17 protein-coding genes and 1 tRNA gene are annotated in these 21,026 nt (G+C 39.8%); 15 read left to right on the forward strand and 3 right to left on the reverse strand.

Annotated features, from left to right (window positions below; genetic code table 11):
- Window positions 1-12 precede the first annotated feature (12 nt).
- The 5 genes from KSMBR1_RS16655 (at window position 13) to KSMBR1_RS16670 (ending at window position 5,182) form a co-directional block, all read left to right on the forward strand.
- A complete protein-coding gene (locus tag KSMBR1_RS16655) occupies window positions 13-189 on the forward strand; it encodes a hypothetical protein (RefSeq protein WP_261341109.1) in 177 nt (58 codons plus the stop codon).
- Window positions 186-356, forward strand: coding sequence for a hypothetical protein (locus KSMBR1_RS21220; protein WP_157820677.1), 171 nt, complete (start codon window positions 186-188; stop codon window positions 354-356). The genes KSMBR1_RS16655 and KSMBR1_RS21220 overlap by 4 nt, the downstream gene beginning before the upstream one ends.
- Window positions 357-1,907: 1,551 nt before the next feature.
- Window positions 1,908-3,125 carry an MFS transporter gene (locus KSMBR1_RS16660; protein WP_099326328.1) on the forward strand — a complete coding sequence of 406 codons (1,218 nt, stop codon included), beginning with the start codon at window positions 1,908-1,910 and terminating at the stop codon, window positions 3,123-3,125.
- Window positions 3,126-3,232: 107 nt separating this feature from the next.
- The gene (locus tag KSMBR1_RS16665; protein ID WP_099326329.1) at window positions 3,233-4,012 is read left to right on the forward strand and encodes a hypothetical protein; all 780 of its coding nucleotides are present in this window, start codon (window positions 3,233-3,235) and stop codon (window positions 4,010-4,012) included.
- Between the two features lie 579 nt (window positions 4,013-4,591).
- Window positions 4,592-5,182, forward strand: a complete 591-nt coding sequence (locus KSMBR1_RS16670) for a TetR/AcrR family transcriptional regulator (protein ID WP_099326330.1) — start codon at window positions 4,592-4,594, stop codon at window positions 5,180-5,182.
- Between the two features lie 13 nt (window positions 5,183-5,195).
- Here KSMBR1_RS16670 and KSMBR1_RS16675 read toward each other — a convergent pair whose 3' ends face one another.
- On the reverse strand, window positions 5,196-6,059 hold the full coding sequence (locus KSMBR1_RS16675; protein ID WP_099326331.1) for a 2-oxoacid:ferredoxin oxidoreductase subunit beta: 864 nt from the start codon (window positions 6,057-6,059) through the stop codon (window positions 5,196-5,198).
- A gap of 1 nt (window position 6,060) precedes the next feature.
- On the reverse strand, window positions 6,061-7,773 hold the full coding sequence (locus tag KSMBR1_RS16680) for a 2-oxoacid:acceptor oxidoreductase subunit alpha (RefSeq protein ID WP_099326332.1): 1,713 nt from the start codon (window positions 7,771-7,773) through the stop codon (window positions 6,061-6,063).
- Between the two features lie 355 nt (window positions 7,774-8,128).
- Between KSMBR1_RS16680 and KSMBR1_RS16685 the strand changes: the two genes are divergently transcribed.
- The 8 genes from KSMBR1_RS16685 (at window position 8,129) to KSMBR1_RS16730 (ending at window position 18,539) form a co-directional block, all read left to right on the forward strand.
- A complete protein-coding gene (locus KSMBR1_RS16685) occupies window positions 8,129-10,453 on the forward strand; it encodes a sensor domain-containing diguanylate cyclase (protein WP_157820678.1) in 2,325 nt (774 codons plus the stop codon).
- Window positions 10,454-10,814: 361 nt separating this feature from the next.
- Window positions 10,815-11,621: an AsmA family protein gene (locus KSMBR1_RS16690; protein WP_157820679.1), complete on the forward strand. Its 807-nt coding sequence runs from the start codon at window positions 10,815-10,817 to the stop codon at window positions 11,619-11,621.
- Window positions 11,622-12,096: 475 nt separating this feature from the next.
- Window positions 12,097-12,170: transfer RNA gene (locus KSMBR1_RS16700), tRNA-Arg, on the forward strand.
- 12 nt (window positions 12,171-12,182) lie between these two features.
- Entirely contained in the window at window positions 12,183-12,824 is a 642-nt protein-coding gene (locus KSMBR1_RS16705; RefSeq protein ID WP_099326336.1) for a histidinol phosphate phosphatase domain-containing protein, read from the forward strand.
- A 13-nt stretch (window positions 12,825-12,837) separates the two neighbouring features.
- Complete coding sequence (locus KSMBR1_RS16710) at window positions 12,838-13,488, forward strand: tetratricopeptide repeat protein (protein WP_157820680.1); 651 nt, start codon at window positions 12,838-12,840, stop codon at window positions 13,486-13,488.
- A gap of 5 nt (window positions 13,489-13,493) precedes the next feature.
- Entirely contained in the window at window positions 13,494-14,492 is a 999-nt protein-coding gene (locus KSMBR1_RS16715) for an RluA family pseudouridine synthase (RefSeq protein WP_099326338.1), read from the forward strand.
- 144 nt (window positions 14,493-14,636) lie between these two features.
- Window positions 14,637-14,870, forward strand: a complete 234-nt coding sequence (gene tatA, locus KSMBR1_RS16720; RefSeq protein WP_099326339.1) for a twin-arginine translocase TatA/TatE family subunit — start codon at window positions 14,637-14,639, stop codon at window positions 14,868-14,870.
- A 1,062-nt stretch (window positions 14,871-15,932) separates the two neighbouring features.
- Window positions 15,933-18,539, forward strand: a complete 2,607-nt coding sequence (locus KSMBR1_RS16730) for an AsmA family protein (protein ID WP_099326341.1) — start codon at window positions 15,933-15,935, stop codon at window positions 18,537-18,539.
- A 185-nt stretch (window positions 18,540-18,724) separates the two neighbouring features.
- Here the strand turns inward: KSMBR1_RS16730 and KSMBR1_RS16735 are convergent, their stop codons facing one another.
- Window positions 18,725-19,981 (reverse strand): ISL3 family transposase, encoded by a 1,257-nt coding sequence (locus KSMBR1_RS16735; RefSeq protein ID WP_099326342.1) that lies wholly within the window; start codon window positions 19,979-19,981, stop codon window positions 18,725-18,727.
- Window positions 19,982-20,336: 355 nt separating this feature from the next.
- Here KSMBR1_RS16735 and KSMBR1_RS16740 point away from each other — a divergent pair, with 355 nt between their 5' ends.
- Window positions 20,337-20,612 (forward strand): hypothetical protein, encoded by a 276-nt coding sequence (locus tag KSMBR1_RS16740; RefSeq protein WP_099326343.1) that lies wholly within the window; start codon window positions 20,337-20,339, stop codon window positions 20,610-20,612.
- The gene (locus KSMBR1_RS16745) at window positions 20,590-20,820 is read left to right on the forward strand and encodes a type II toxin-antitoxin system HicA family toxin (RefSeq protein WP_169703175.1); all 231 of its coding nucleotides are present in this window, start codon (window positions 20,590-20,592) and stop codon (window positions 20,818-20,820) included. Before KSMBR1_RS16740 ends, KSMBR1_RS16745 begins: the two co-directional genes overlap by 23 nt.
- Window positions 20,821-21,026: the final 206 nt, after the last annotated feature.

Genomic DNA, 21,026 nt, shown 5'->3' on the forward strand with positions numbered 1-21,026 from the left:
AACCGCATACTTATCGTAGATAATGAGGTAACTCAAGGAACAAAATTGAGCAGATTCCTTACGGGAGAAGGCTATAACGTTGTTTTTGTAGATAATGGCGCTAAGGCGTTAGCGCTTCTAAAAAAGGATGAATTTGATCTCGTGCTGTGTACCTTGGACTGCCGGATATATCAGGGTGGGCTATTGTGAATGCAATAAATACTATGGCCGGAAAACCAGTGATTGGCGTAATTACAGGATACCTTAATGCGTCAAATTCATTGCCAGGCAAAGAAATGAACGCAGATTTTGTTATCAAGGAGCCTTTCGAATTAGAGGAGGTATTACGTTCCGTTAATGATTCATTAAAAGATTGATATTGCAATACTTATAAAACCATTATGTGGCGATTGTGTTTGCAATGCAATTGTATTGTCTGGTAAGAAACCGACCTGCAGAAGCTCGTAGGCTGGTGGCCGTAGTTCCCAAAATTAATTCCTTCCCAGATACATGCGACACTGGCATGTTCCCTTTTAAACCACACATCTTTCTCGTAGTTAGCGACCACGATAGAGTTGCTCTAATTCAGAGAAAAGGACGCATATCATGCATTAAGTTAGTATATCCCTTATTAACGCCTTGTGAGCGTTTGGTGATATCTCTGATGGTGTCCCTTCGTTTCCTAAGATAGGGCTCTTGGGTTTATCCAGTGACTTCATGCTTAAACCCTTGTTCTTGCCCTTGAAATCGTATCATGGAAACCTTAAATTTTGTTTGAAGTTTAGGCGCTTTATCCTCACCCAGCCTCACTCCAAGCTTCCCTCCAACTTTTCGTTCAGGCTGGCCTTGCAGAGAATGCACCGGCAGGACGTTCAGGCGTAACCACAGATAACACAGATTAAAAAATTCGTTACAATCTTAGAATTGACCAATGACCAAACAAATTCTAATGACAAAATGATTTGAAATTCTAAATGAACGCATCTTTCGTATTTCGTGCTTTGTGCCTGTTTGCTTCTGGCTATGTCAGTTTAGAGGCAAAATGGTTTACAAAAAGATTTGAGAAGATGCTTGATCGAAACATTTTATCTAAGAAAGCAGGCGGCGAAAGGAAAAGATAAAGGTTGCTATTCCGCGTAAACATTACACGACTCCCGGTAGGTTCACTCATTAGAAGGCTTTTGTCCTTGACAAAAGCCTTCTAATGAGTGAACCCACGAATGTTAGTTTTCAGTGCTATTACATTCCCGAAAATCACAGACCGGGTCAAATGAACTTTGTTGTCAAGGAAGTGGGGATGAATTGCTATAAACTCCTGTTTTTGCGCCTATTTTGCCGCTTTTTAGTAACAAAGTGGGGAATTATACCCACGAAATAACGTAAAATTGCTTATTTGACCCGGTCTGCGGAGCTTGGGAACGAGCGGTTTTTTCAAACCACCAAAGTCTTATCCATAATTCAGCGTTTTAGCTTTTTAAAAGTTTTATTTGGCAATATGTTCTCATTCACGTTATTGCAGGTTTATAATAGGTAAACAATTGTATACTTATTTATTGACATATGCAGTTTCCTTAGTTATTATATTCAAGTATATTATCGGTTACTTATGTAAATGACCAAAAAATACATGCAATACTTTTTATCAGAAATGCAGTTGAAATACACAGTATTGAGTTTAATTAAGATTGATAATTTGCTTAAAAACAATTATCGTTTAGAAAGGACAAAATATGATAGTACCTTATGCACAGTTGGCAATCGGCAATCTACTGTCGGCAAATTGCAGATTGAGGACTGAGGACTTTTTTCGTGTCAGTACAGCACGCATGTTAATAATTGTTTGAAATGTAATTATTTTTAAATATTATTGAACAAAACACAATTAAATTAATCAAGACGGTAAATAGTAATTAATCAGGAAATTTTTTATGAATATGAATATGTCAGCGAATGAACAAATACAAACGCCAAATGGCAATACAAGGGTAATGATACTTGCAACCTTGGCATTTGCGCTATGCTTTGCCGGTTGGACATTATTTGCACCTTTAGCAATATATTTTCAGAGAGAATTTAATCTGTCTTCCACAATGGTAGGAATATTACTTGCTACGCCGGTATTACTTGGTTCCCTTGCAAAGATTCCTATGGGTATTGTGACAGATAAGTATGGCGGAAGACTCGTTTTTACGATTATGCTTCTGTTTGGATTCGTATCTCTGTTTTTTACCGGTTTTGCCCGTAGTTATGGTTCTTTGTTAGCGTGCGGATTCTTTTTCGGTTTAATAGGATCTTCCTTTGCTGTTGGAATTCCGCATGTTTCAGAATGGTATCCAAAGAAAAAACAAGGCTTTGCATTAGGCGTTTATGGCGTGGGAAATGCGGGTACTGCCCTTGCTGCATTTGGAGCGCCATTTATCGCGGAATCTTTGGGTTGGAGTAAGGTATTTATTATTTATTCATTTCCGTTACTTCTCATGGCATTTATCTACTGGTTTTTTACATCCAATGCCCCAAAACCTGCCAATTTAAAGGTTTCAACCCTGGGTGACAAACTGAAACTTTATAAATCTTCCAGATTGGCCTGGATCTTTTGCTTTTTTTACTTCATGTACTTTGGATTCTTCGTATGCTTTTCAGTATGGTTGCCGACGTATTTATATGACTTTTATCATATTTCACCGGTAAAGGCCGGTAGCTTCACCTCTATATTTGTATTTCTCTCATCATTTACCCGAATCTTGGGTGGTTACCTGGGCGATAAGTTCGATGGAAGAAAAATAATGGTACTGCTTACAGTAGCCGTACTTTTTATAGCGGTATTCTTAAATTTCAACTTATCATTAACAACCGCACTCGCGGTGTTTTACATTATGGGCACTTGTCTGGGTATTGGCAATGGTGTCGTATACAAGTTGGTAGCAGAATATTATCCAAAAGATACCGGGGCTGTGGGTGGCCTTGTAGGGGCAGCAGGGGGTCTCGGAGGCTTTTTTCTTCCTATAATTTTAGGCACAATTAAAGATTACACCGAGAATTATGCTCTCGGGTATATATTTGTATCCCTCGTTTGTCTTATGTGCCTTTCTTTTATGGAGAAAAAAACCCTGGTAAATGCACACAGAAAAGTAGCAACTGCAATGTAATGAGGGCGAGAAGCGCAAAGAGGCAGTGGGGTAATATTGAAGGCTGGTGCCGGTACATAAAGACGCTAAAAATTTATTTAATGGCATTTAAATAAAGAAGAATACCTATGGCTATTATCGAAAATTATATAGGTCAGAATAAGCTGACGCAATCTGCAATAAAGGATTTAAAGGTCGGTGCACGGTTAGTATTTATTGGTGTTAATCTAAGTTTCTTAGTAGGAAATTTAATTCACGGCCTTATCTATTTCGAATTTCTTCGGGCAGGAAATCACGGACGCGAATATGAGGCACATGTGCCGAATCTGCCCGATATGTTTGGTGATATTGTGATGGCAATAGTCTTTGCTTTCGCATATCTTTTTATCGCGTCTGATTCAGTAAAAAGAGTAGCAGATGGAATCTCTGATGTTTCATCAGGATTGACCTGCCAGGATAAACAAGCTGTGGAGCAGTTAATAAAATGGGTAAAAGGCCTTTTTTATGTAAGTATCATCGGGTTTGGATTGTATTTTCTCTCAAAATATTTCTTGTCTGAGGTACTTGAAGTATTTTTGGAAGAAGAGGAAGACGTTAGTGTTTCAATGCATCATATCTCTTTCGCCGCTCATAAACATCATGTAATTCCAATTATCTTAAATATTTTAAACGATTTTGTTAAATTAGGTTCGGTTTTCATATTCGTTACGGTATATTGCAGGTATCTTTCCTTAGGCAAGTATGCTTTTCTTACCCTTTATGCCTTCTTTTTTATACGATTCCTCTTTGCAACCAATATGTTTGGATTTATTGATAGATATGATTTGTATATGGGCGCCGCTATCCTGGATTTTCTAACACCGGTTATTAATATTATTTCAATTATTAGTATAGCTATTGGTGTGTAAGATGCTTTATACCTTTGGCAACTTGACCTGAAAAAATTTTAAATGAGCTACAAAGATTGTGCAGCTATGCTGCCATTCAGAAAAGAATTTTAAATTTAAGTAGTACGATTGGCAAACTATGAAATTCATTACCGAGAGAAGAAAAAAAGGACGGTTTATTAATGGGTCTGCTTCGCTTGGCCACTCCTATATGATTACTCCATTCAGCATGACGAACTGGCTGCCGATTAAACTTCTTGTAAAACGTTTAATCCACTGAATCGTCACCGCATTACATTCTCATCGTCAGCATGCTTAAGAAACACTATAATTGTTGCCCGGGAATGAATATACTCAAGAGGCTTACAATTTGTGATTTATAGACAATGTCGTCGCAGTTCAACACAGACAAACAAAGTTTGTCCATGCTACCCTATTTTCAATTTAAAATTCATATTTTATGGGCATCTTTAGTATAGTATAAGCCCTTACCTTAAAAATTAAGTTTCATTTTCAATCTTGTATATTTTTATTTTTACATAGAACCGTAGAGAAGTTATAGAGTCCTGTTGTAATTCATATACAGAAGAGGGGTATTGTGTGCAAGTAAGAAAATCTACGAAGATCAGGAGACAGCAGATTGTAGACATTATTCGGGCTATTATTTCTTCTAAAGGGATTGAACATGTTACCATAAGCGAAATAGCTGGAGAAATGGGAACCACCAAAGGGGCTATTTACCGGCATTTTAAGAGTAAAAGGGATATACTGCGCTTATTGATAGATAATGTAGAAGAAGCCCTTATGGATACTGTTGACAATGCAATGACGGATGAAAACCCCATTCAAAATTTAAATAATATTTTACTTGCACAACTTACTTTAGCCAAAAATCGTCGGAAGACTTCCTTTGTTGTTATTATGGGAGCCATGCAGTTTAGCGATCCAATCATACGCAAAAAGATATTAGCGCTTATCCAGAAGTACCTGCGGAAAATAGAGAAACTGCTTTTAAGCGGCGTAAAATTGGGATTAATAAAAAAGGACATCAATCCCAGGATATCTGCTATGGCTTTTATGGGGCTTATCCAATCTACTGTAAGCGTGTGGTCATATAAAGATTTTAATTTCGTACCAAAAAAAATGCATAAGCAGCTATGGAATATTTATCAACATGGACTTGGGCTTTAATCTTTGCACATAGTTATGTGAAATCATTCAGTACTATGTCGCTTATATCTATATTTTCTATCTGTTCTTCCACGAGGGGTGACTTTTCCGAAAGCCCGGTCTTTTCTTCAAAGGTCTTTTTTTCTGCCCTGTAAATTATACCAATGGGGATCCTGTCTCCCCATTCACAGGACTTCTGAAAAGCAAGCATCCTGTCTTCCGGATTGTATGATTCATCATCGTTAACTTTATAAATTCTTTTAGAATACCATCCGAAGGTGTTCTTTTTATTAAATGATACGCAGGGCTGCAATACATCTATGAGAGCGAAACCTTTATATTTTATTCCTTCAAGGATGAGCCAGGAAAGATGCTCATAATCTGCAGCATATCCCCTTGCAACAAATCCTGCCCCAATAGCAATCGCCATTTCCAGGGGACAAAGAGGTTCTTCAATTACCCCTTCAGGTTGGAATTTTGTTTGATATCCCGGATCTGTTGTTGGTGATGCCTGCCCTTTTGTAAGGCCGTATATTTGGTTATCGTGAACTATTAACGTTATGTCTAAATTTCTTCGTATATTATGAATAAAGTGATTTCCACCTTCACCGTAACAGTCACCATCTCCGGTAGTAATCACTACTGTTAATTTGTGATTTGCAATTTTTGCTGCAACGGCAACCGGCAGTGCCCTTCCATGAAGACCGTTAAAACAGTTGCATCTGATATAGTGGGGTAGTTTTGCAGCCTGGCCTATTCCGGAAACAAATAAGACATCTTTCAAATCCCTGCCAAGTTTGGCAACAGATTTTTTTACCGCAGTAAGGATACCGAAATTACCACACCCGGGGCACCAGGCTATCTCATCGCTGCTTTTAATATCCTGAACTTCTACCATATTATATCTCCTGTCTGATTTGCTGGATAAGAAAGTCTAAATTAAAAGGTCTGCCATCAAATTTTAATATAGATCTATTGGCTTGAATCCCGGTTTCCCGTTTTAATAATCTTGCAAGTTGGGCTCCGGCATTGTTTTCTACCACAACGGTGTTTTTCGCTCCCTTCAGTAATTCAATCATATCGGCAGATGGGAAAGGCCAGACTTGAGGCAGATGAATGTACCCTATTTTTTTATCAGCGATTGATTCCTTTGTTTCTTTTAATACACCGTAGGTAGAACCGAAACCAATGAGAATACAATCGGCGCCTTCTACATCAAACGCTTTGGGTTTCTCTATTTCGTTCGAAAGGCCTGCCATCTTTTTATAAAATCTTTTTTCAACCATCATTGTGCGTATCCCCGCATCTTCGGTTATGTGCCCTTCTTCTGTATGCTCATCACTGTCTGCATAGACAGGCTCTTCTATCCATGAGGGTATTGCCCTGGGAGAAATGCCTGATTCGGTGATTTGATATCGTTTATAATCTTTCACATTTTTAGACTCTTCCTTTGATAAAATATATCTTTGTACTTTTATTTTATCCAAATCAAACATTTCGATATTTCTATAAGAGTCTGTTAAATGCTGGTCTGACATGATAATTACAGGTATCTGGTATTTTTCTGCCAGATTAAAGGCTTTTATTGTTAAGTAAAATGCCTCTTCTATTGAACCGGGCGAGAATATGAGCCTTGCAAATTCGCCATGACCTGCAGAAATGAGAAAATCCAGGTCTCCCTGTTCTGTTCGTGTGGGGAGACCGGTTGCGGGGCCTGGTCTCTGCCCTTCATAAATTACAATGGGGGTTTCCGTCATACCGGCAAGGCTTAAGCCTTCTACCATAAGGGCAAATCCCCCGCCGGAAGTACCAGTCATTGACCGCACCCCTGCAAAGGATGCCCCGATTATCATGTTTATTGCTGCAATCTCATCTTCTGCCTGTTCGACAACCATGTTAAATCTTTTTGCATATTGTGCCATAAGGTTTGCAAGGCCGGTGGAAGGCGTCATGGGGTATGCAGAATAGAATTTACACCCTGCTTTAATTGCACCTAATCCTATTGCATCACTCGCGGTCATTAAAAGGGTGTCTTTCGCACTGCCTTTTTTTATTTTGAAGATATCCCGTTTAAAATTATTTTTGGCAAAATCATATCCGGCATGAGCGGTTTCTCTGTTTTTTTCTATGAGATCCTTTTTCTTATCGGCGAATGCAGTTCTTAATACATTATCTACGTAGCTAAAGTTCACGCCGGTCATTTCTGCCAAAAATCCACAAGCAACTGAATTAACAAATATTTCGTCCCCTCCAACCTCCTTTGCTATGTTGTACATAGGGATATCAAAAAATGTGCTATCTTCTTCAGTAATATTAAATCTCTTTTTATCGAGGACAATTACCCCGTTTTTTGATATATCTTTTCTGTGGAGATTAACGCTTTTATTATCAAAGGCTACCATGATGTCGGAGTTTTGGCGTAGTGTATGGAGGTGTTTATCTGAGATTCTTATTTGATAAAAATTATTACCCCCCCGTATCCTTGACATGTAATCCTGGGCAGCAAAAATATAGAACCCGGCATTTTTGAACATATTACATAATGCCCCTCCTACAGTTTGCAATCCCTGGCCTGCTTCACCGGCAATTTTTATTGTAAGCTCATTATCCATAAATAGTTACCTCGATAGTATATTTGGTGGTCTCACCCCTTGTAGATTATTTCAAATTTCAATTTATTTTGTCCTGGTGGAAATTCAATCCTTTCATGAGAAAAGGTGAAAAAGGAATGGGAAATTTGTTAAGGCAAGTATAATATGCACGTTATCAAATATGATTGTTCACTGCAAGGATAATTGACAGCGTGGGATTTTGAGGGAAAAAAGAAAAATTACGCAGAAAAAGTGAGGGGTATGGCTAAAATGTGAAGAATGGTACATGGCACAGAAGTGTAATATCGTAGAGGAGACCCTTTGTGGTCGCCCGACTATATGTTACCTGGAATATAATTTATAAGCGAGAAAGACCGTGAATTCAAAAAACCAAAAACCGTCGATGTATGACGTATCAAATTTTACCATTCGTGATATGACGGAATGTTGTAAAGTAGTACGCACTATTGGCAAAGGTGCAAAAAACATGGAAGAAGTTGCCAATAGCATTGTTAATCATTTATACGTCAATTTGATTGATGGGCAGAGCGGCAATAAGGCATGTTCGCTGGTTCGTTTTTTCAAAACGCATACATTTGCAAAGCTCGACCCTGAACTTCAAAACTTTTCAAAAAATGTGTCAGGAAATAGTACTGTTTTCCCGGAGACGAAGTGCCTGACCCTCCTGGCGACCGTTGGTGAAAACCCGGCGTGGAATTCCAGAAAAACCTCAAAAGGGCACAGGGCGATTCCGCTTTTAAGCGAAGAGATGGTAGATCAGATTCCGATGATCAAAAACCTTATTGCGCAGTTGGGGTTAGATACAGACATGGTGATCAAGCCAGACCCACGGTTTCTGTTGAGTAAAAACGATAAAATGTATAACGTCTTTTGCATACCAGAGGCGCTTGGCAGCTCCTGTATTCCTGCGCAGAAAGAATTTGTTATTCCCTATGGGATAAAATCTGTTATAGGATTTGGAGGTCTGTTTCCTTCGGGTGATATCTTTGCGATCATTATGTATCTGAAATGTACCATTACTAACAAAGTGGCGGATCTTTTTAAAATCCTTGCGCCAAATGTAAAAATAGCGGTACTGCCGTTTGAAGATACTGTATTTGCTCAATCCGCAAAAGCTTTTGTGCGTACCGCAGAAATTCAAAAGCTCAAGGATCAAATAGTTGCCATGGAGCAACTGCTGGAGGTGTACGAACAAAGCGTAATTGTGCAAACAATGAAACTTCAGAAAGAAGTATCAGAGCATAAAGAGATTGGGGAAACATTAAAGGACAGAGAACGGTTCCTGCAGACACTTATGGATGCAATTCCAGCCCCGGTATTTTATAAGGATGAACATGGTAAGTATATCGGCTGCAACAGCGCATTTGAGGATTTTTTAGGAATGCGGGAAGCAGAAATTATTGGCAAGACCGTCTATGATGTTGCTCCCACGGAGCTTGCAGATCGCTATCACGAAGCCGATACTGCATTGTTTAATAGGAGGGGAAGTCAGGTTTACGAAACCGTAGTGAAACACAGCAAAGGCTCAGTGCATAACGTTCTTTTCCATAAAGCAGTTTTCAATGATAGGGAAGGCAAACTCGCCGGGTTGATTGGAGTTGTTCTGGATATTACCCAACGGAAGCTGGCTGAAGAAATGCTCCGACACAGGACAAATTTTGAAAAAACAGTTGCGGCGATCTCCAGGCGATTTATAACCCTTTCTGATTTTGATGCCGCTGTTAACGCTTCCCTGGCAGATGCCGGACGGTTGTGCAGGGCAGGAAGGGCATATCTCTTTAAGTCCCGGGACAACGGCACTATTATGGATAATACTCATGAGTGGTGTGATTCGGGGGTTACCGCTGAAATGAATAACCTTCAGAACATTCCTGTTATTGCATTTCCCTGGTTAATAAAAAACTTACAGGAAGGTAAGGTCGTTCATGTTGAGGATGTTTCTGAAATGCCGGATGAAGCAATCGCAGAAAAAATTGAATTTGAGAGACAGTCTATTAAGTCAATATTGGTCCTGCCAATATATATAGAAAAAAAACTACTTGGATTTATTGGTTTTGACAACGTAAGGTCTACCGGCCAATGGTCTGAAGATGATGTGACACTGCTCAATATCATGTCAGAGATTTTGGGAAATGCAATAGCACGTGTTGAGTCGGAAAAACTCATCAGCCACATGGCATATCATGATGCCCTTACTAAATTACCCAACCGTAACCTCCTCTATGACCGATTGAAAGTGGCCATGGCACATGCAATTCGCAGTAAAAACATGGTTGCAATTATAATGCTTGATCTGGATGGGTTTAAAATGATTAACGACTCCTTCGGGCATCAAATGGGTGATTTATTACTCAAGGCTGTCGCAGAACGGTTGATGCAATGTTTGCGGGAAGGAGATACAATTGCCCGTATGGGTGGTGATGAATTTATAATCGTCATTCCAGACCTTGCTCAGACAGAAGATGCCGCTCTGTTTGCGCAGAAAATTCTGGAGGCATTTCGCCTGCCCTTTCTTATTGAGAAGCACGAACTTCATACTACTGCCAGCATAGGTATCACCATCTTCCCCCTCTACGCAAATGATTCAGAAAGCTTATTTAAACAGGCAGATGTTGCCCTGTACCTTTCCAAGGCAAAGGGTAAAAATACCTATCAAATCTACAAACCTGGCGTTACTTAAATTCTGCAATCGATATTAACCCTTCCTTTTGCTGGTTGTATTCCACAAATACTGAAGCCCATGCCCTGAGTAGCCTTCTTTTGGACAACAGTAATTTTGTATTCCATATACATTAAAGGCACACCAATCCTGGAGAGTTACCCTGACCCTCCAGTTGCAGCACAAGCTGGCGATGATTGAGTTTTCAAGTGAGGTTTCGTTTGAACTGAACAATGGCGCCGTGTATAATGCACCGGTCTATTTCGTATTATCCGCTAGGAGGTTACGGAAGCATATGCAGACACCTGCAGGGTTAAATTGTCCGGTGTTGAAGTTCAAGAGGCGTTGCTGCAAAAAAACACTAATTTTACGGGAGAAAAAAATGAAAAAGGGGCCAAAAATTCTAATATCGATTTTGGTGGTGCTGGTTGTTTTGATAGCGGTTGTTGCGCTGCTTACCAAGTTGTTCGGCGACCGCGCATTGAAGGTGGGGATCGAGGCCGGCGCCGAACGATCGATGCAGGTTGGGGTACATCTTGATGATGTATCGCTGTCGATTTTCGGTGGAACGTTGAATTTAAAAAACCTCATCGTCGATAACCCGGAAGGCTATCAGCATCCCAATGTGCTGAAGGTTGGCAATACCTATATTTCCGTTAATATTCGTACCCTCTTGAGCGATACGGTGGAGGTTAAAAAAATCCAACTGGATGATGTCTACCTGACCATCGAACAAAAGGGACTGACCAACAATCTTCGGCATATCCTCAATAATCTGCCCAAGGACGACGCCACGGACGAGCCCGGCAAAAATCTTCTCATCAAGGAACTCCAGATCAATGGCGTGACCGTCGAGGCCAAACTGCTGCCGATACGTGGACAGTCCGACACTGTTAGGCTGAGTGTTGCGCCTATGACGCTTACCAATCTCGGAACCAACGAAGATATTAATGTGGCCAAATTGACTGACATTATTTTGGAGACTATCGCCAGGAGTGTAATGGAACAGGGTAAAGGTCTGCTGCCGCTGGATATGATTAACGACATTGGCAAGGGCGTGCTGGGAGTGGGAACCGAACTGTTTCAGCATGGTACAGGTGTGGGTAAAGGCATCCTCGAAGGGGCCGGCGACGTCGGCAAAGGGGCAACCGATGCCATTCGCGGCATTTTCCAGCGCAAGAAAGAATGACCTCCTTTCGATTGACGATTGAGTCGGTATATAATGGAACGTCCCGGCGGTTTTCCCCTTTCTTGAAGAATCGAAGCATCGAATCCTCATACGCACCCAGAAGTCTTGTTTTTGGTTATAACATGATATTCTCCGGTGAAATAAGGGGAATAAAAAGGTATACCTTCTGTTCTTTTTTGTATTGTTTAAAACCCTTCAAAATCGTTTTTTTCGTGTTATTTTTGATGTCATGCAGTAAAATTTATACCAAGATATTTGATATATTTTTTTACCACATTATTTTTCAGTTTCAAATTCCATGGGTATTTTGTTAATATAACCGCGATTGAAATTTTGTAGCGGCCTGGAAATAATTATTGATAACAAATGCATGCAAAAAGTGGCAACATGCCGGAAGAAATTGCATAAAATATTTCAATTAATGAATATTAAGAAATACTGTAATATATTGTTAAAAAGTGACTTTTATACTAATGCGCCCGTAGCTCAGAAGGATAGAGCAACGGTTTCCTAAACCGTAGGTCGGACGTTCGAATCGTCTCGGGCGCATTAAAAATACTTATGATTGATTTGCACACACATACGCTATTTTCCGATGGTGTACTCTTGCCTTCCGAGCTTATCCGCCGTTGCGAGGTAAAAGGTTTCCGGGGCCTGGCCATTACCGATCATGCAGATTACTCCAATATTGATATTGTAATACCCAATGTATTAAAAGCATGTCAGGAAATAGCATCTACTACCAGGATGAAGGTGTGCGTAGGGGCTGAATTAACGCATGTCAGGCTGGAACATATAAAATTAATGGTTCAGAGAGCCAGAGAGTTGGGTGCGTGCATTGTTTTGGTTCATGGGGAGACAATTACGGAACCCGTTATTCCGGGCACAAACAGGGCGGCGATAGAGGCTGGCGCTGATATTTTGACGCATCCCGGGCTTATTTCCGTTGATGATGCTCGTTTGGCGAAAGAGAAGGGGGTAAGGCTTGAAATATCCGGCAGGAAAGGCCATGCATACGCAAATGGCCACGTCGCCAAAATGGCAAAAAAGGTAGGGGCAAAGCTTGTTATCGGTTCAGATTCTCATGCGCCGGGTGATTTGTTGGACCGTGCGTATGCTGAATTGATTATTCGTGCAGCAGGTTTGGACGATGATGATATTGAAAATATTTTTAGAGAAGCAGAAACTTTAATTGATTTATAAAAGAGAAAGAAAAATGACTGATACAAAATCTGACATACTTGGGGTGTTAAATAAATATAAAATTTTCATTGGTATAGGCGTTGCGGTTGTTATTTCTATTGCAGCAGTGACGGTAACTTTCGTTAAAGCAAAGTCCAGAAAAGATGAAACCGCATGGCAGAGTATGTGGAGAATCAATAGCGATCTTGCAATGGCTGCTCAGGCAGGGAAAACCGAAAAAGATAAAAACGAGGCATTGAACAATGCCATTGAATCATTCGAATACATCGAGGAGGCTTTGGCGTCTTCCGGCACAACGCCATGGATATTATTTCAGAAGGGCAATGTTTATTATGAGTTGAAAAACTATGATGAAGCGATTCGTGCTTATAATGATTTTTTGCAAAGATACAGCGGCCATCCCATTGCTTTCCTTGCGAAACAATCGCTGGGATATGCATATGAAGAAAAAGGACTTTTAGAGGAAGCCTGTAATCAATTTAATGACAACCTGCTATCGAATAAGGTTTTTCTTTTAGCGCAACAGGGGTGGGACGCAGGCCGTTGCTACGATAAATTAGGTCAAAAGGAGAATGCCATTCTCAATTACAACAAGGCAGTGGAGGCAGAACCGGATAGTATTTGGGCGTCTCTTTCGCGGTACCGTTTATCGGTAATCAAATAAATATAATGTTGCAGGAAAGCCAGGCACACGTTAAAGAAGTAACATTGGAAATAAAGAGGGTAGGTGAAAGTAAAAGAATAGACAGATTTATTTCTTCCCGCTTTCCTGACCTTTCGAGGACGTATATACAAAAACTAGTAAAAGAGGGTGCAATTGTTGTAAATGGAAACGTCGTCAAAAGCAGTTATTTCATAAAAAAAGGCGACGTGATTTCCGCTACCGTTCCTGTGCCGGAAGAGACCAAAATTACACCGGAAGACATCCCTCTGAATATCATCTACGAAGATGATTATTTAATGTTGATTAACAAACCATATGATATGGTAGTACACCCTGCAGGAGGGCATCCTTCCGGTACTCTTGTGAATGCAGTTACTTTTTATTGCCAAAATCTCTCTCAGATTAACGGACCCCTGAAAGCGGGTATCGTTCACCGGTTGGATAGAGATACAAGCGGGGTAATGCTTGTGATAAAAAGCGATGCTGTACACTCCCACATTGCAATGCAGTTTGAGAAAAGACTTGTGAAAAAGGAATATTTTGCAGTTGTAGAGGGCGAGGTGGCATTTGATTCCAATGAAATAAATATGCCGATAGGACGGCATAGAGTTGACAGACAAAAGATGGCGGTAAGAAGGGATACGGGAAAAAACGCAACTTCAGTTTACGAGGTAATCGAGCGTTTTCGAGGCTATACGTTGGTGAAGATAATGCCAAAGACGGGGAGAACACATCAAATTCGTGTTCATATGCAGGCAATAGGGCATCCGGTTGTTGCAGATGAAATGTACAGTAAATACAATGCTTGTTTTCGCTCGGATTTGCTTGGTAAGGAAAGGGCTCCTGACGAAGGGTCAATAATTGAAAGACAGGCGCTTCATGCACACAGAATTGAATTTTTCCACCCGATTCTGAACAAACAAATGGCTTTTCAGGTAGATATGGCTGAAGATATCTCTTTTTTGGTTAGCGCACTTCGGGAATTAAGGCCATTACGGAAATGAACAAGAAAATGTGAAATGTGTTTATATGATAAAATGTTTAATAAACGATATTTTTAAAATAATTTTGAAAATAAATATATTGATTTCTAATAGTCTGGTAGTATATTTTACTGACGTTAAATTTTTATAGAAGGAGTTATTGATATGTTTGGTATGCCAGGTGGTTGGGAGTGGATTATTATCCTGATTGTGGCAATTCTTATTTTTGGGAAAAGACTTCCGGAGGTAATGAAATCCTTGGGGAAGGGAATTGTCGAGTTTAAAAAAGGGGTAAAGGGAGTTGAAGACGACGTGGAAGATGTCAGCAGCAAGTCGCCACAGTCAAAGAAAAAAATAGACATCGAGAATGATACTGCAAAGCAGGAAAAAAATAGTTAGTTTTATTTTGAAAAAGGATAATAAAAATGCGGGATAGAAGAAGACAAAGATTAGGCTGGAAGAGTAAGAGAGCAAATCATGGAAGAATGGGTACGAAGGGAAGAAGGGTAGGCAGGTACAAGTAATCAGAAGGCGTTTAACGATGCCGGCCCTTTTGTCTGGATGAAGCTTTCAGGAACAACAATATGTTGAATGTATAGTAAATTTTTATATAGGAATAATTTATTCTGTTAGTTTCGGAATTGAATTGTGCAGAGGTGTTTTTGATTAGAAAACGTAATAATGAGGCATGGCAGGTTCCAGAAAGATTTTGAACGCGAAAGACGTAAGAGAAAATTTACGAAAAATAGAAAAAAAAGTAATAATTTAGTTTTTTATAAAATTACAATAATAGCGATGTTTGCCGCACATTGTAGGGGCGAAGCATTTGTCCGTTTGGGTATTAACACCTTCATGACAATTTACGGCAAATGCTTCGCCCCTATTTTTTCAAAGAACCAAATTATTACGAAAAAAAGGTATTTGTATTTTGCCGTAATAAAGTAAAGATTTATCAATAAAACCGGGAAAAGACGCTGCTTGCTTTTTTTACTTTCTGTCCAAGATCAATTCACACCTTTAAAATCATAGAGAGGCAGTAATGTGCGCTTTGTGGTTTTCTTGCTACACACCTTTGACGTTTGCTGCAAATTTACTGAAAAGCGCACAGAAATGCCAAAAATCCGACACTATTAAAAAATGCGTTGTGTATCAGTTGTAACCGAATGTAGTTTTCCAAATAACGTTTTGAGTGAAATGTAGGGTGCGCCCTACTCGCTAAATTCAACCCCCTGCTCCCGCCCTGGCCTTTACCCAAGCAGTTTAATTTTTTGGGAATAACATATGTTTTGTTTTATGAAGCTCCAAGATGTTAAATTTTATGTCCAAATGGCAAGAAGCATTTAGTCGGGGGCGGCATCTGTCTGGAAACATAGCATTACATAACACAGCCCCGAACATAACCTGGCTTCCCGCCGGACAGGGGTATATCTTAACGCGGTATTACGCGGGAGAATATTTATAATGCGGAAAATAATAATCATACTTTCATCTGTTTTTGTTTTTCTTTTAATAGCAGTGATTGCAGCGCCCTTTGTAATTGACCTAAATAAGTATAAAGACAGGATAATTACACTTGCAAAGCCATATCTGAATCGGGAGTTTGATTTTGCTGATGTTAAACTTACCCTAATAAGCGGCTTGGGGGTAGAAATCAATGGACTGCGTATTGCGGACAATCCGGAATTTGGAAGTGAAGATTTTCTGTCTTTGCAGAGTCTTCGCATAAAGGTGGCGTTGTTTCCGTTATTAAAGAAAAAGATACAAATCAAAAAGTTGATCATGGATGAACCTGTTGTGCGCCTGGTTCGGAATTCAAATGGGGTGTTTAATTTTTCTGATATGGCAAGTGATGCCGAAGAAGACGAAAAGCCGCAGGCAAAGGATGAAAAGAGAAAAGAAAAAAAATCAGGGAGTGAAAAAAAACCTGATAGCGAACACAACATTTTTCTGGCAGGATTAATGGTTTCCCAATTCACCTTACACAGTGGGCAAATACATTTTTTGGATAATTTTGTTCCTGATGCACCGGTGACGATGGTTTTTGATTCATTAAATATAGAATTAAAAAATGTGTCTTTGTATAAACCGATACGGATATATGCATCAGCCGGTTTACAGGGGACAACAGAGCAAAATCTTCTTATAAAGGGCATGGTCGGACCAGTAGGAGATAATATGGATCTTGTGGGTCTTGCTATGGACATTCACGTTTCCGTCCAAAATGTATTTCTCCACAAATTTGTCCCCTATATTCCCGATGGTTTAATGCTATCCCCCCTTGAAGGAATCTTATACATGACGGCAAATATAAAGGGCTCTGTTCATTCAGGATTGGATTTAGAGTCTGTGATTCAGGGCGAAAAACTTGTAATGTCCATAAAAGACTCTGATGAAAAAATACAAAACGTAAATATTACACTGAAAGAAAAGATCAAATATGATGACAGAAAAGGGGATATCGGTTTTCAGCAATTGGATTTGGCGTTGAATGATAACAATGTTTCATTGACGGGCACTATAGAAAATATAAAAACAGATCCGCAATGGGATGTAACCCTCATGGCAAAAATGAATGCACTTGACGAAGCGTTAGCACTATACCCTGTCTTTAAAGAAGCGTTGCCGCAAGATTTTCGATTCACAGGACCTTTAAACATGGAGATAACTTCAAGCGGAAGTAAGGATGCTATGCAAATATCCGGGCATACGGATATGACGAGAGCGGAAATACTCTATGGAGAGGTATTTAAGAAGCAAAAAAATATCCCATTTCAAATATCTCTAAAAGCAAATAAAATTGCAGATATCATTCAACTGGAGGCTTTTGCAGTTAATTTGCAAAATGCATCCCTTAATAGTTCTGGTTCGATAGAAGATATGGTAAACCCTCGTTTTGATTTGGTGAGTACCGCGAATGAATTTTCGTTGAAGGGATGGGATGCAATTGTTCCTTTGTTGAAAGAATATGAGCCGGAGGGTTCGGTTAGTATTAAGAATTATATGAAAGGTAATTTTGATGACGCATTCGTGAATCTACACGTTTCATCCCCTAAACTTTTGTTTAAATTCCCCGCATCTTCTGATAAGAAAGAAGATGAAAATACGAAACAACGTAAAGATGTTGCCGAATCGATTCGTTTTGAACTATTGGCAAAGAAGCTGGCGGACAATATCACAGCAGACGGGGGGCTTGAAATGGGAAATGGAACTATATTGGATATTAATTTTGAAGAAGCGAAGGGGAAATATAGTTTCCAGGATGATATTTTGAAAATACAGAGCTTTCAAATGCGTACCTTTGAGGGAGATATTTCACTTACAGGAAACTATGACTCCAAAAGCATGCAGTGGGATGCAAGCCCTATAATAAATGCAGTAAGGATAGATGGCGTTGTTGATGCTTTTACTCAATACCGCGGTATGATGAAAGGAGTTTTTTCCGGATCGTTTGACATGGGCGGTTCTCTGGGGAAAAACGATAAAATGGTAACGAATGCTAATGGATCGTTTCGTTTGTTACAAGGAGAGATCGAAAACGTAAATTTAATGGAAACGATAATAGATTCTCTTTTGGGGATAAAAGAAGTTTACAAATATGCAGGGGAAAAGAAAGATGTGTTGGAAAAATATGATGTAACACGATTTGATTCTCTCGACGGTGAATTTTCTCTTTTAAATGATATGCTTGATTTAAAAAAGTGTTATCTGGAAAATATTTATACCCCTGATGTTCCAGGTTCAGACGCAAAGCTAAAGGGGGATATCAATTTTGATACCGGGAAACTTGATTTAAGCGGCAAAGTTATATTGTCTTCTGAACATTCAGAAAAGTTGACCAAAAAAGCTAAACCTTTAAAGGCGCTTCTCAATGAAAAGGGGAATATTGTCTTGCCCGTTACCGTTACCGGGACGATGAGTAATCCAAAACCATTGTTGGATACAAGTTATGTACTCAATGCGATGATGAATTATTATGGAAAGGAAGAACTCGAAAAGGGATTGGATAAGTTAAAAGGAAAACTTGGTCTGGAAAAGCTTGGCCTGGAAAAATTATGGCAAAAGGATTAAAGATTAATACTGATTTAAAAGAAGAGAAAAACAGACCGTTCCGCTAAAGCGAATAAAGAAGTCTGCACTTTACTGTTTAAGCACCTCATTCATACTGCCGCTACGGTACCTTTTAGCTACCTATTCTACACAATAATTATCAATATAAGGGAATCCCAATGAACACGTTAGGTTAAAACTTAGCCTCATCCGCAGAATCTGTGGGTAAGTATTGGTTCCGGCAAATTACCAAGAGTATGATACAAGGCTGTTTGCAGGCATTCCAGAGATTTATAACCATAAGCCTTTCTCATAGTCAGTTTCGCCTTAAGGTTAAACCCCTCAACCGTACCGGAAGAAAGTCTGCCATCAGCCTTGAACCAGTTGAGAATGAGCTGCTTGTGATTGCGCAACATCTTTGCCACTTTTTTCATAGGTTCCAGGTTGGTTTTTAGGGTTCTCGTAATCCAGTTCTCGAGAAACCTGTCTGCATACGCCGGATACTTATACTCCCAAAAACGCTGAAAATCTTCACGCATTAAATATGCCTTTATTGAACTCAGGTTGATCTTAACTATCTGGCTTAACCGTACCGTTTGCTTTTCTGTCAAGTTCTCAGGCCTTTTCAACAGTAACCAACGGCTCTTTTCCAAAACATTGTCTGTGCCTTCATCCTTGAGCTTTTTGACCTCTTCCCTCCGTATCTGGTCTATGGCTTCATTGAATTTCTTCATGATGTGGAAACGGTCAAGAATATTAAGCGCCTGGGAAGCCTTCTTCGCTATCACCTTCAGGTACGGCGACCACATATCGCTGCAAACGAATTTGATTCTCAGACAACGTTCTATACCTAACTCCATGAAAAACTTCCGCAGGGTCTTTGCCTTCCGCTCAGGGCCACTCCATAAAAGCCTTTTGGCATGCGAATCAAGCTGATATACAAGGGTTAAATACTTGTGGCCACTCCAGACTTGTATCTCGTCTATTCCTATTTCCGTTATATTCTCCAAGTCCCTGTGGGCAAGGCCGTAGGCAACTACAAACTGCACTGCCCTATACACACTGTCCCAACTGGACTTGAATATCTCGGCTGTCTCTTTCCAACTCAGGCGTTTAGCCCATCGAGACAGGAATACCTTGTATGTGGTGGTCATCTGCTCCTTACCTTCTGACCAGGGAATTCGCTCTACATGGATTCCGTCCACTGGACAGGCGGCGCGTCGCGGGGAATATCGGAAAAATACTTGAAACCCCCATAATGGCGGATACTCGTATAACCGGGACGGCTGTGTATCATACCCAGACACTCTCTTCCCACATACTGAACATTCAGGCTTGGCATTTACCCTCGGCTTTATATCTGCTACTAATGCCTTTCTACCATTTATGACCTCGAAACTGACTGCTTTGTAAACAAATGACTTGAAATTCTCTACCGTATTTAATAATGTCTTTATCTGCATTGCCTCTCCTTTTGGGTTAAGATGCTTTCTTGATAAAAAACATCTTACTCCCTTTGGGATGGCAATGCACCTTTTCTCTTACTAATCCTTACTTATTACCCACAGATTCTGCGGACGAGCCAAAACTTAAAGGGTTAAAAGACGAATTAATCAAAACAGACAGTAACCCTTGAAGCATGAGAAGAAAAAAACATTTAGATTGTGATGAAAAAGACGAAAAGAAAATAAAATGCGAAAAATGAGTTTCAGACGTTCATCCGATAAAATCTAGCAAGGCGGAACCACAGATTTCGCAGATTACGCAGACAAAAAGATGCGAATTAATCTTTGGCATTATTCAAACAGGAGGTATAGAATGCAAGGAACGAGGTATATTCTCAGTGAGTATGTGGAACAAGCTATGGCACAAGCCCTTTACGACAAGCTTGAAGATAGTACATTTTCAGGCCGTATTCCTGTTTGTAAAGGGGTTGTGGCGTTTGGTACTACATTGCACCAGTGTGAGGACGAATTACGTTCAACACTTGAAGATTGGATTTTGGTTGGGTTGAAATTTGGCCATACTTTACCAGTGATTAGAGGTATCGATTTGAATAAGGAGCCAACCCGTGAGCCGATGGACGCCCTGTAAACGGAGAGATTTTATTCGCCGTTTACGAAAACTCGGTTTTGACGGTCCTTTTTCTGGAACCAGACACAAGTTTATTGTCTATCAACAATACTGTCTCACTATTCCGTCTAATGATGAGTATTCAGTGCCTCAACTTCGTATGATGATAAGGGAAGCGGAAGAAATAATAGGTAGTGAAATTACCGTTGATGAATGGAATCGTTTGTAAAAATAACAAATATATTCCCATGAATGGACTTTCAGATATGCCTATTGTTGAAAGGTATACCAAAAAGTTTTGTAACTATTAAGCGTAAACCCCGGCGGGTTCATGTTTGCAAACCTGATAATCATATAGAAGGCACCTCCGAGCGCACTCTTCATGGTAAAATGGAGGATACCGTGAAAGGCGATTGTTAAATAATAACAAAGTAA

The organism is Candidatus Kuenenia stuttgartiensis (assembly GCF_900232105.1).
Taxonomy (GTDB): domain Bacteria; phylum Planctomycetota; class Brocadiia; order Brocadiales; family Brocadiaceae; genus Kuenenia; species Kuenenia stuttgartiensis_A.

Bases quoted from the DNA above. Each gene is read 5' to 3' on its own strand.
- KSMBR1_RS16660 (WP_099326328.1), top strand. From the start codon at position 1,908: ATGAATATGAATATGTCAGCGAATGAACAAATACAAACGCCAAATGGC.
- KSMBR1_RS16705 (WP_099326336.1), top strand. From the start codon at position 12,183: ATGATTGATTTGCACACACATACGCTATTTTCCGATGGTGTACTCTTG.
- KSMBR1_RS16680 (WP_099326332.1), bottom strand. From the start codon at position 7,773: ATGGATAATGAGCTTACAATAAAAATTGCCGGTGAAGCAGGCCAGGGA.
- tatA (WP_099326339.1), top strand. From the start codon at position 14,637: ATGTTTGGTATGCCAGGTGGTTGGGAGTGGATTATTATCCTGATTGTG.
- KSMBR1_RS16715 (WP_099326338.1), top strand. From the start codon at position 13,494: ATGTTGCAGGAAAGCCAGGCACACGTTAAAGAAGTAACATTGGAAATA.
- KSMBR1_RS16675 (WP_099326331.1), bottom strand. From the start codon at position 6,059: ATGGTAGAAGTTCAGGATATTAAAAGCAGCGATGAGATAGCCTGGTGC.
- KSMBR1_RS16710 (WP_157820680.1), top strand. From the start codon at position 12,838: ATGACTGATACAAAATCTGACATACTTGGGGTGTTAAATAAATATAAA.
- KSMBR1_RS16665 (WP_099326329.1), top strand. From the start codon at position 3,233: ATGGCTATTATCGAAAATTATATAGGTCAGAATAAGCTGACGCAATCT.
- KSMBR1_RS16735 (WP_099326342.1), bottom strand. From the start codon at position 19,981: ATGCAGATAAAGACATTATTAAATACGGTAGAGAATTTCAAGTCATTT.
- KSMBR1_RS16730 (WP_099326341.1), top strand. From the start codon at position 15,933: ATGCGGAAAATAATAATCATACTTTCATCTGTTTTTGTTTTTCTTTTA.
- KSMBR1_RS16690 (WP_157820679.1), top strand. From the start codon at position 10,815: ATGAAAAAGGGGCCAAAAATTCTAATATCGATTTTGGTGGTGCTGGTT.
- KSMBR1_RS16740 (WP_099326343.1), top strand. From the start codon at position 20,337: ATGCAAGGAACGAGGTATATTCTCAGTGAGTATGTGGAACAAGCTATG.